Raw genomic sequence first — 11,681 nt, 5'->3', positions numbered from 1 at the left:
CATGTAAAATCTGAAACGTGCCCGAATTATTTCAGGAGCATTGGCTTAAAAACAGTGCTAAGCTCAAGCCAACGGTCTGGCCGCAAAGCATGAAGTAGCGTTAGTTCTTTCAGCGCCGTGGCCACCTAACACTTATGCAGCACCGGTAGAGCGACGCGTTATACTGACACAGTGATTAGCTACCTTTATATTCTGTTTTTCCGAGAAATGGAACATGACATCCGATCGGTCGAAAACTGATACTTTCGGCCCCCTGAAGCACAGGTTTACATGTGAGGGAGGATTTTATGATCAGGAAACTTTCATTCGCGGTCATCGTTGCGACGGTTGTTTTCGTGAATTACGGTCTCGCATTCGCTAACTCCACAATCATAATGGTAACCCACTCTCCGCCGTCCGACACGTATTGGGTGAGCGTAATCAAAGGACTAGAGGAGGCGGGACGGGAACTCGACGTTACAGTCCAGTATCGAGGGGTGGAGAACAATCTCAATGATCCCAACCAGCAGCGCCGGAATTTGGAAGCTGCGATCGCGGCAAAACCTGATGGAATTGTCGTCTCCGATCCAACGCCAGCGTCTTTGAACGCCACCATCAAGAAAGCGTCGGATGCTGGCATCCCAGTGGTGCTCGTGAACCAGGGCGGCGATCAGGTAGATAGTGTTGGCGCGCTTGCGTTTGTTGGCGACGACCCCGGCACGCAGGGCGCGATGGGCGCTGCACAGTTCAATGCATTCGGCTCCAAAAGAGCGCTTATCATTACTGCACCTCCTGGCGCGCTCCCTTTCCTCGATGCACGTACCAACGGGTTCATTAAAACCTTCAAAGGAAAGGCGACATTGGCAGAAATCCCGCTCTCGGATTTCAATAACTCCAATCGGATCAAATCGATCACGGAGTCGCAATTGCAAAAAGATGGATCGATCGACGCTGTTTTCTCAATTGGCGGCTGCTGCATCACGGCGATGATGCAGGCTCGATCGGACGTCGGCGAAAGGGCGCGGGCCATTCACTGGGGCACCATTGATATGACGGCTAGTGCAATTCGGTCGTTGAAGGCCCGAGAGCTCGACTTCGCCCTCGATGCACAGCAATACGCGCAGGGCTACTATCCCGTTGTTATGCTAGCTTTATACGTGCGCCGAGCGATCAAACCGGCCGAGGAAAGGTTGATTACCGGTCCCGTGGTTATCACACCAGATAACGTCAATCGGGTCGAGTCGACTGGTCCCTGAAAACGAACGTTGGGGGCCTCATATGGAGGAAGGTTCTCAGAAAGGAAGCGGCGAGAGTGCTGGGGCAAGAAACAGGTTTTCGCTACTCGCCCGCCCTGAATTGACCGCTTTAGTTGGCACTGTAGTAGTTTTCAGCTCTTTCGCCTTCTTCACCGGCGAAGCTGGCTTCCTGACGTTGCCAATGACCCGCAATTATCTTGAAGTTGGAGCCGAGATCGGAATTATCGCCGCGCCCGTGACACTACTGCTCGTTGCAGGGGAATTCGATCTTTCTGTGGGAGCGAACGTTGCACTTAGCCAATCGATCTTGGGCTATTTGATGGTGTATAACGGCTGGCCGTTCGCCGGCGCCTTCCTAGCCGCCTTGGTCATCGCCTCAGCCGTTGGGGCGGTCAATGGGATCTTGGTAGTGAAGACTAAGCTGCCCTCATTCATCATAACACTTGCCACGCTATTCATCCTTCGAGGCATCGCCCAAGGCGGGCTTCGGATGCTTGTCGGCACAACGACGATTGACGGCGTCCGCGATCACGCAAGCGCGCCTGGTTTGTCATTTCTGTTCTCGGCTTCCGTCGGCCCTTTCTCAGTATCTCTCCTTTGGTGGTTCTTCACTGCGATTCTTGCCGCATGGGTCCTCGAAAAAACCGCCTTCGGCAACTGGGTTTTCGCGACGGGAGGGGACCAACGTGCCGCGGTGCAGTTGGGGATTCCTGTGGGGGTAGTGAAAGTGTCTCTCTATATCGCGGTTGCAGTATCGACTGTAATCGTAGCTGCGCTGGACATATTTGCGATAAATCAGAGCGATGCGAACGCGGCAATCGGCCGGGAATTCGAGGTTGTGACAGCCGCAGTTATCGGCGGCGCTCTCCTGACAGGCGGCTATGGTTCGCCTATTGGTTCGCTTTTGGGCGCGCTTTTGTTTGGCATGGTCGAACAGGGTTTCTTCTTCACGCCGTTGCCCGACGTTTGGTTCATGACGTTTCTCGGCGTCGTGCTGCTCCTTGCCGTGCTCGTAAATAATTATACGAGACTGCAAGCGTTGAAACCAAGGAGGAGCGGCGATACTCGGCGAACCATACCTTGAGACGGTGAACGTTTCAAAATTCTACCGGGATGTAACGGCTTTGCGGGACGTCTGTCTTTCCGTCCGGTGCGGTGAGGTGGTTTGTCTGCTGGGCGACAATGGAGCGGGCAAGTCCACGTTGATTCACATTCTGAGTGGGGTGGAAAAACCCGACCTTGGGACGATACGGGTGAGTGGGATCGATGTTAAGATAGGTTCGCCCGCGCAAGCGCGCGACAGAGGTATCGCGACTGTTTTTCAGGACCTCGCCTTGGTGCCCATGATGCCGGTGTATCGAAATTTTTTTCTTGGGCGTGAACCGACCATCGGTTGGGGGCCGTTTCAAAGGTTCAACTCGAAGGCAGCCATCGCGATGGCTGAGGAGGCACTGCGCGACTTTGGCGTTGGCGCCACTGCCGTACGACTTCCTATAGGCGCGCTTTCCAGCGGGCAACGCCAAGGCGTCGCGGTAGGACGGGCTCTTTATTTTGGCAGTCGTATCCTCATTCTCGATGAACCCACATCAGCTCTCGGGGTCAGGCAAGTCGAAGTGGTGCTCGGGCATATAAGGCGCGCGAAGGAGGCTGGAGTGGGGATAATCCTCGTCACGCACAACGTGCAGCATGCATATGCGATCGGCGACAAGTTTGTTGTGCTATTTCTTGGGCGTCAGGTTGGAACTTTTGACAAGTCGGACTTAACGGAGGCCCAACTCACGAGGATGATGGCAGGTATCATTTGAAGAATGACCCAAGCCAAACGCAGATCGGAGGCATAGGAGGGATCCAGAATGACGGCGAAGCCAAGTGCACCGAGTTCGGGAGACGATCAGACGACGTCGATTGTTTATATCGTTGACGACGACGTGTCCGTCCGCGAGTCTCTTGAGCATCTGCTTCAGATTGCTGGATGGAAGCCCGTGGCGTTTTCGTCCGCTGGACAATTTTTGGCAGCCAGCGCCAATCCGTGCCCGTGTTGCTTGATCTTGGACATTAATTTGCCAGAGCTCGATGGATTGGAGCTTCAACGTCTGATGGCGGCGGAACGGATAAACATCCCGACTATTCTCGTGTCTGGAAGCGAGGACGAGCGCGTTGACACCCTGATCAATGCAGGCGCCGTGGGATTCTTAACGAAGCCGATTAACACTGCTGAACTACTGAAAACGGTGAGCACGGCGCTCGCAACGTGGGAAACGGTTCAGAAGGGTGCCTCGTCGCCTGCCAAGACCTGATGGTTTTATGAACGTGCTTCTCGAACACCGAGTAGGACATTGTGACATTGTGGCTACGCCTGCTACTTGCTCCCGACCGCAGGGACGCGTCATCTGGCGAATTGCAGCTACGAAACATGAGAACCGATCCAGTCGACACCGGACCCATGTGGGTCCGAAGCTTGTCACAGTTTATGAGCTCATGCTCCTGCCAAGCCGGTCCCCACCATTTCCAGAGGATTGATAGCCATATCGTACAGCGCAGCGTCCACTTTGCCCGACGACAAAGCCGCGGCTCGGAGGGTAATCCCCTCGGCGATCGCCCGTTCGGCAATGTGCGCGGCATTTTGGTATCCAATGGCCGGGGACAAAGCTGTTACAAGCATGACGCTTCCCTCCACATAGGATGCGATTTTCGCCGCGTTCAACTCGGTTCCTTCGACGGAGTAGCGGCGGAATCTCTCGCAGCCGTCCGCCAAGATCCGAGCGGAATGGAGAAAATTATTGATGATTATAGGACGCATGGCATTGAGTTCGAAATTGCCCTGGCTTCCTGCAAAGGCGACGGCGGAATCGTTGCCGAGCACTTGAATTGAGATCATCATCAACGCTTCGCACTGCGTGGGATTGACCTTGCCCGGCATTATCGACGAGCCGGGCTCGTTGGCAGGGAGAACTAGCTCGGCAAGGCCGCACCGCGGGCCGGAGGCCAGCCAACGAATATCGTTCGCGACCTTCATCAGAGCTACAGCCAATCCGCGCAGCGCTGCGTGGCTTCTGACCATCGCGTCAAGGGAGCCCTGCGCCGAAAACTTGTTCGGCGCTGTCTTGAACGGCTTGCCGGTCAATTCGGCGATCGTGCCAGCCACGGCTTGAGAGAATCCTTTCGGTGCGTTGACGCCGGTCCCGACTGCGGTGCCACCGATGGCAAGCTCATACAATCCATCCCGCGACGCACTGATCTCTGCCATCGCACCGCGAAGTTGCCCCGCCCAGCCATACCATTCTTGTCCAACCGCGAGTGGAACGGCGTCCTCCAAATGTGTCCGCCCGATCTTTACTACGTCCATCCACCCTTCGGCTTTGCGTTCGATCGTGCCAGCAAGTTCTTCCAATCGCGGAAGGAGAACGTCATCGATCGCTGTGACAGACGCGATGTGCATTGCAGTCGGAAACGTGTCGTTGGACGACTGACCCATGTTGACATCGTCGTTTGGCCCGATGGGACTTTGCGATCCCAATGTTCCACCTAGGAGCTGGATGGCCCGGTTGGAAATTACCTCATTGACGTTCATGTTCGACTGCGTGCCAGATCCTGTCTGCCACACATAAAGCGGAAAATGATCATCGAGCGAGCCTGCGATGACTTCGTTCGCGGCTCGGACTATCGCGTCCCGCTTCCACCTGGGCAGTCGGCCGCTTTCCGCGTTCACCAGCGCGCAGGCCTTTTTCACATAGCCGTAAGCGTGATAAACGCCCTTTGGCATTCGGTCCTCGCCGATGTCGAAGTGATGAAGGGATCGTTCAGTCTGAGCACCCCAGTATCGGTCGGCAGGAACCTCAGTCTTCCCCATTGAATCGAACTCCGTTCGCTTGCCGGTTGCCGATATCCCAATTGGGAGCTCGGCTAGTAACATCTCGCGTGTCGATTCCATCGACCTGCTCCTTCCGTGCATTAGTGATAGTTTCCTGCCTGCTGGGACCGCTACGATGCGATTTGCTTCCGAGACGACGTCGCGAAATATCCGACGGGGACGTTGGTTGGCGATCGCGCGATCGCCTTCCACCCCACCACCAAGCCAATCCCGACGGAATGGAGGAAGATGGTCGCAGTTGAGAAGCCAAGCGCGAAGGCTAGCCCGTTCGCAGAGTGCGGCAGTTCGCTGCCGTGCGCGTGACCGTGAAGGATTGCGAACCCAGCGATGAGAGCTGCTCCGGTCCACAGGGACGGGACGATCGACAACACGACCATCAGCGCTAGTATCAGGACGGAGGCGGCTATTCCGATCTCAACGTAGGGAAGCCGCACATGTCCAAACCCAAGAACACCGCCGATAGCCATCATTCCTACGAACGATAGCGGCCAGAGCCAGAGCGCGCGACCGCCCTTGAAAGCGGCTAGCATCCCCACGGCGATCATGGCTGTCACATGATCGAGGCCGGAGATCGGGTGCGCTAGTCCGGCATGAAATGAAGAGGCTGATCCACCGGCTGTGTGCGCGGACGCCGACGTCGTGGCCACAAACAACACGATCGTTGCTACAGAGAAAACTCTCATTGTCTTGCTCCTTTTAGGATTGACGGCACGGTTCTTTCGTCTGTTTTAGCATCTTCCGACGCCCGCAATCACGTACGATGGGGCGGGCCGAGGTGCGGGAACTCCAACGTGATGTCCTCGTGAGGGCCGACGCCGTCCCTGATGATCTTTCCGTTTGTAAGGATGCTTAGAAAGACGTCCGCTGCATCGTCGGTAAGCGATCTTCCGTTGGTAGGAAAAACCGCCGGCCGTGCAGGGTCGTACAACATCACGTCGGGTAGGAGGGACCTCGCGACCTTTTCAGCTTCGACAGCAGAGTACCCACCGGCATGTTCAAGTGAATGGGCCAGCGCTGAAATGAATTGACTGTCGTTCGCGGGCCCTGCCGCTAGGTATGCTTCCTGTTGGTCACCTGGAAGAAAGACGGCCTGCTGAGGTCGCGCGCCTCGTTCAATTTGCACCCAGCTTTCATCTACCTTCTGTGAAACACATCCCCAAAGGGAAAGGGGGCGGGTGCCTAGCCTCGAATTCGGTATCTCCAGGACAATGCTGCAAACGTCCTTGTCGATGAAGAAATCGTGGCCGGTGAATTTCAGCCCATTCACCGCGCCGAGCGTGTCGAAGAAGAATGGATCGCTGCGCCATCCTGCAAAAAACCGGTAGCCTTGCGACTCGGCAATCCATGCCTTGTGCCCGGTCGAGATCGGGGCGTTGCGAAATAATATTTCTCCCTCGTTGCTAGTTCCAGCAGCCGAGATGCCTTCGGCACGTCGGACCATTGCCGTCGTCCCGAATTCCTGGGTACCTGATACGAGCACTCGGTACGCAATATCCGCTACCGCGTCCCCATCAGTATCTATCTTTAGCTCGTACACGGCATCAGGGGAGAACGGGTCGGTGGTCGTCGGTTCTAACGTAGTCAAGTTTGTGGAGGGGTGAGCGTTCAACACTAAGACCGAAGCATCGCCGCGAAGGGGTGAGCGGAACGCATAAATGTCCGTCAAATCGAGCCTCGCGTCACCGCTAGGAAACCCAAAATTCGGACCTGAGTAGTGGTGCGACATAACTGACAACTCCTCAACTTTAAGCGGCATCGAGATGTTTGCGACCCTCGCCAAGGACGTCCGATCTTCGCGTCAAGCCGTCCTAAGCCCCGCCCTCGTGACGCTAGTCTCGTTGCGACGACTGCCATATTGGACGTTGGTATCGTCGACACGATGGTATCGGGCGCCACCTTTGCCTTGAGAGGGAAGACGCGTTGCCTGGATGCGGGAGGTCCTAATCCCCTTGCCGCGAAGCGGCGATCAACGGTCGTTGGTCAGCGACAGGTCTGGTGCCGCTATTTCATTCGCCCTCCGCTTAGCACACGCCGACAGAGCCCTGCACACCAACGCGTCACAGTGAGGTCCCGCTGACTTCGCGCTTACCGCAGATGGTTCGGAGATGGTTGCACCTAGGAGTCATTCGCAATTCTAAAAGCTGTTTCGTGTCAATGACTTCTCGCGTCGAATTTGGAACTCGATTCAAGGTTTGCTGATTTTCCGTGATAGGTATGATCCTGAACCAGCGGTCAGCGCTGACAACAAGAGCAAAAAGGCCCGCCGAAGCGAGCCTGATAGACGTCATATCAACGCGCGATGCGTCTATTTCCTCTTGGGCCGACCAACTTCGACGGGTGCGTCGGGTATATCGGAACGGAGGAAAGAGCGGCTTACGTTCCCGCGGTCGTCATAGATGGGGTGGACCCCAATTCCCGCATAGATATCCAAGATTGTGTTCGGATGTGTCTCGTGCAGGGCGGCCACTTCGAAGATCGGGACCTGGTCCTTCCAGAAGAGATCCATGGATTGTACGGTCGTCGTTCGCCTAGGTCATTCCATCGAAATTTGATCCAAGTTATGGTTCGATCAGTCCATAAAGTGGTGCATCAAGTCTAACGTCGGACCCCCCAAGGACTTGCGCGGCCTGGTCGGTCGGAAAGTTCCCCTAACTCAATTGTATAACCCGGATTGTCTAGTCATATTACTTAAGAGCTAATTGATTTATTGTTGTATGGATTTTAGGATCCCCAATCTGGGAAAATAGCCAAGGCAGCCATACACAGCCAACCATTTCTCCGTCTTAGTGTCGCGGCAGCGGACTGAGCGACACTGCAAGGTTACTACATCACGTTGCGCCTCGGCGGCTAGGGCTGCGAACGATTTCATCGATCGCGACGCGGTCGGCGACCCGACGAAACCGCCCCTACAGACGCTCTATGGTGGGCTTGGCATCGACACGGCAGTGTCCCACGGTCTCCGCGCGCAATATAAGATTGAGCCGCCGATCTCGCTGATGAATTCAGGCTGATGAATTCCGGAGGCGCAAGCGGAATGAACGTCGATGCAGACGATTGAGGATTGGCTCCGTCAACTCGGTCTCGGCCAGTACGCTGAAGCCTTCGTCAAGAATGACGTTGATCTTCGGGCGCTCCCTCATCTCGCGGAATCGGACCTCCAGGAGCTCGGTGTCTCGCTTGGTCACCGGAAGATTATTCTAGCTGCTATCAATGGACTTGCGCAGCCACGCCCGGCCGAACAGCCTCCTGCTTCAGCCGCTTCCGAAACCGCGTCCGAAGCTGCGGCTGACCGGCGACTGCTCAGCGTGCTCTTCTGCGATTTGGTCGGATCGACAGCGCTCTCTTCGCAGCTCGATCCTGAAGACATGCACGAGTTGATACGTCGTTACCAGGATAGCGTTGCCAGCGCAGTTACGCGGTTCGGAGGCTACGTCGCCAAATATCTCGGAGATGGCGTGCTTGCCTATTTCGGATGGCCTATGGCTTACGAGGATCATGCTGAGCGTTCAATCCGGGCCGGCCTCGAAGCAATGGCCGCCGTCGACGCCCTGCAGTCTCCGAACGCGCAGCAATTGAAGGCTCGCATCGGCATCGCATCCGGGCACGTGGTCGTTGGCGACACCGACGGCAGCGCGAAGGAGCGTGCATCGATCGCGGGAGACACTCCAAACCTGGCTGCACGCCTGCAGAGCGCGGCCGCCCCTGGCCAGATCGTGGTCTCAGACACCACCCGCCGCCTCGCCGGGCAGTCGTTCGATATCCGGAGCCTCGGCGGGCAGGACCTCAAAGGCTTCGTCTCACCCATTGCGATGTTCGAAGTCCGAGGTCAGCGAGCGGTGGATAGCCGTTTCGAAGCCGCGCATGCCAGCGGACTTTCGAAATTTGTCGGCCGCGTTAGTGAGATCGGCCTTCTGCTCGAACGGTGGGAGTTGGCGAAGTCGGGGCAGGGCCAAGCGGTCTTTCTGTCGGGAGAGGCTGGCATCGGGAAATCGCGCCTTGTCGAAGCTTTTGAAGAGCGCCTGCAAGGGACGCAACATGAACTCATTCGATTGCAGTGTTCACCCTATCACGCGACCTCGGCCTTCTACCCGATTGTCGAGCGACTGAGCCGGGTCGCTTCGTTCGACCCGGCAGATGACCGGTGCATTCGTCTCGAAAAGTTTCGCGCCCTAGTTCGCCGCTATGGCGAAAGTCCCTCCGAAGTTGGCGCGATCTATGCTGAGCTGCTGTCGCTCGACTTGGGCGACGAGTTCAGACCGCCGGATCTCTCCGCGCACCAACGCAAGGAACTTCTCGTCCGGACATTGGCTAATCGTTTGCTGCTTGCGGCCAAGATCGCACCGGTGCTCCTGGTCTTCGAAGATGCGCATTGGATCGACCCATCCACCAGCGAAGTGCTGCGGGAATTCGTCAGCCGGCTTCATGGCATCGCAGCCCTAGTCGTCGTGACCCATCGCCCGGAATGGAGAGCGGATTGGGCGAGCGGACTGGCGCAGGCGACGACGCTCTCCATCGGGCGCCTGACCAGGCAGCAAATGCACGAACTCATCGAATCAATGGTATCCGACATTCCCGAACAGCTTGCCGAAAGGATCGCGGAGCGAACGGACGGCGTGCCGCTGTTCATCGAGGAGCTCACACGCTCTGTCGTGGAGAGCGGAAAGGCGTCGTCGCTCAACGCTGAGATCCCGGACAGTCTGCAGGGCTCGCTGATGACACGTCTCGACCGTTTAGCGAAGACGACCAAGGAGATTGCGCAAATTGCCGCCGTGATAGGCAGGGAATTTGATCGGGGCCTTCTCTCAAAGGTCGCAGGCGTCGACGATCGAACGCTCGAGAAGGCGCTGAATCAGCTTGAGTCCAGCCAGATCGTCGTTGAAGACGGCGTCTTGCAGGATGCTCTGGTTTTTCGCCACGCGCTCATTCAGGATGCAGCCTATCAATCACTTCTAAACCGCCGCCGTCGACATTTCCACGAGGAGATCGCACGGGTTCTCGTCGACCAGTATGACGACGTCACTGCGACCCAACCCGAGCTCATCGCCCAGCACTACGAGAAAGCGCAGCGGACTGAGCTCGCGTTTCCCTTCTGGATGAGGGCTGGAGAACGTGCCCTTGCAAGGTCAGCCAACTATGAGGCGGTCGACCATTTCCAGAATGCCCTGGCGATCGCAGAGCGAATACCCAAGGGACCTGTCCGGCGAACGAATCTCCTCGCCGCGATCCTCAGGCTCGGGGACGCCCTTTTTGCTGCTGGCCGGATGACGGATTCGCTGGCGCAATACAGGCTGGCTGCGCAATTGGCACGCGAAGGGGCCGACACGCAGGCCTTTGTTCGCGCAGTCATCGGTCTCGACGGCTCCAAATTCCTCTCCTCGAACTCGCTTGCCGAAACCGTGCCGCTTCTCAAGGAAGCCCTGACGATGGTTCAACCAGCAGATGAGAGTTCCCGGTGCCAGCTTCTCAGCCGCCTTGCGCGGGGATACACCTACCTGAGCGACAGCAATAACGCCGCAAAATACGTTGTAGAGGGAATCGAACTAGCCCGACGGGTCGGAGATAAAACTGCGTTAGTGGAGCTCTCCGCTCTGCCATTCCTAACACCGGCACCGGTTAAGTCCGTCAGGGAGAGAAACGACCGGCTCGCTCGCGTAGATGAAATAAGACGCCTCGCGGATGAGATAGACGACGACGATGTGAAAAGCCGTGCGCTTTCAGTTGAGGCGTACGTCTCCACCGAGCTCGGCGATCGCGCCCGAGCCGATCGGGCGGTTGACGCACTAGACGAACTTGGGACCAAGCGGCAGCATCTCAACATCCAGTTCTACGCTCGTATCGCAAGAGCGATGATGGCTATCCTCGATGGACGATTCACCGCCGCAGAGGCGCTTGCTGACGAAGCTCTGATGCTGGGCATGCGTACTCTTGGCGAGGCGGCCGAGGGCGTCTATGGAATGCAGATGTTCGCGATCCGGCGGGAGCAGAGCCGCCTGTCGGAGGTCGCACCGATCATGAAATTGTTGATCGAGGAGAATCCGGAGGAAGTCACGTGGTTACCAGGCTTTGCGTTGGTCGCCTTTGATCTGGGCTATCGGGAAGCGGCCCAGCGGAGGCTGAGCGAGCTCGCCCGCACCCGCTTCGCTCTTCCGATTGACGGTAAACGAAGCGCGTCTCTCTCGTTCCTGACGGAAGTCGCCGCCGGTCTCGGCGACGCGGATGCTGCTCAGACCCTCTATGAGCTTATGCTCGACTACAAGGAGATGACCGTCACAATAGGTATGGCAACCGTCTGCTTCGGCGCGGCAAGCCGCTATTTGGGAGTGTTGGCCGCCGCGCTGGGTGAATTCGACAGAGCGCCGAAGCACTTTGAGCACGCGCTCGAGATGAACTCGGCCATCGGCTCGCGGCCGTGGCTCGCGCACACACAGGCAGATTATGCGGACTTCCTAATGAAAATTGGTAGCCGGGCCGCAATAAAGAGAGCAATGTCTCTATTCGAGCATGCCCGGTCAACCGCGGCCGAACTGGGAATGGTCCGGCTGCAACAGCGACTGAAGCCAACGATTCATTAGGAC

General features: G+C 57.0%; 8 protein-coding genes. 5 read left to right on the top strand and 3 right to left on the bottom strand.

Features of this window, described 5'->3' with window-relative positions:
* Window positions 1-287 precede the first annotated feature (287 nt).
* The 4 genes from AC1D2N_RS04015 to AC1D2N_RS04000 are packed head-to-tail and all read left to right on the top strand — an operon-like array spanning window position 288 to window position 3,532.
* Window positions 288-1,235, top strand: a complete 948-nt coding sequence (locus tag AC1D2N_RS04015) for a substrate-binding domain-containing protein (protein ID WP_027687776.1) — start codon at window positions 288-290, stop codon at window positions 1,233-1,235.
* 22 nt (window positions 1,236-1,257) lie between these two features.
* Window positions 1,258-2,319 (top strand): ABC transporter permease, encoded by a 1,062-nt coding sequence (locus AC1D2N_RS04010; RefSeq protein ID WP_130653760.1) that lies wholly within the window; start codon window positions 1,258-1,260, stop codon window positions 2,317-2,319.
* On the top strand, window positions 2,297-3,040 hold the full coding sequence (locus tag AC1D2N_RS04005; protein ID WP_130653759.1) for an ATP-binding cassette domain-containing protein: 744 nt from the start codon (window positions 2,297-2,299) through the stop codon (window positions 3,038-3,040). Before AC1D2N_RS04010 ends, AC1D2N_RS04005 begins: the two co-directional genes overlap by 23 nt.
* Window positions 3,041-3,088: 48 nt before the next feature.
* Complete coding sequence (locus AC1D2N_RS04000) at window positions 3,089-3,532, top strand: response regulator transcription factor (protein ID WP_130653758.1); 444 nt, start codon at window positions 3,089-3,091, stop codon at window positions 3,530-3,532.
* A 179-nt stretch (window positions 3,533-3,711) separates the two neighbouring features.
* Here the strand turns inward: AC1D2N_RS04000 and fumC are convergent, their stop codons facing one another.
* The 3 genes from fumC to AC1D2N_RS03985 form a co-directional block, all read right to left on the bottom strand.
* Window positions 3,712-5,166: a class II fumarate hydratase gene (gene fumC / locus AC1D2N_RS03995; RefSeq protein WP_130653757.1), complete on the bottom strand. Its 1,455-nt coding sequence runs from the start codon at window positions 5,164-5,166 to the stop codon at window positions 3,712-3,714.
* A 50-nt stretch (window positions 5,167-5,216) separates the two neighbouring features.
* The gene (locus tag AC1D2N_RS03990) at window positions 5,217-5,789 is read right to left on the bottom strand and encodes a HupE/UreJ family protein (RefSeq protein ID WP_130653756.1); all 573 of its coding nucleotides are present in this window, start codon (window positions 5,787-5,789) and stop codon (window positions 5,217-5,219) included.
* 68 nt (window positions 5,790-5,857) lie between these two features.
* Window positions 5,858-6,886 carry a DUF4331 family protein gene (locus AC1D2N_RS03985; RefSeq protein WP_130653755.1) on the bottom strand — a complete coding sequence of 343 codons (1,029 nt, stop codon included), beginning with the start codon at window positions 6,884-6,886 and terminating at the stop codon, window positions 5,858-5,860.
* 1,264 nt (window positions 6,887-8,150) lie between these two features.
* On the opposite strand from AC1D2N_RS03985, the gene AC1D2N_RS03980 reads away from it, so the two are divergent.
* Window positions 8,151-11,678 carry an ATP-binding protein gene (locus tag AC1D2N_RS03980; protein ID WP_130653753.1) on the top strand — a complete coding sequence of 1,176 codons (3,528 nt, stop codon included), beginning with the start codon at window positions 8,151-8,153 and terminating at the stop codon, window positions 11,676-11,678.
* Window positions 11,679-11,681: the final 3 nt, after the last annotated feature.

This window comes from Rhizobium sp. P1_B8 (genome assembly GCF_056406515.1).
Note: the sequence above shows the minus strand (reverse complement) of the source record. Positions and strands in the feature narration are given on the sequence as shown.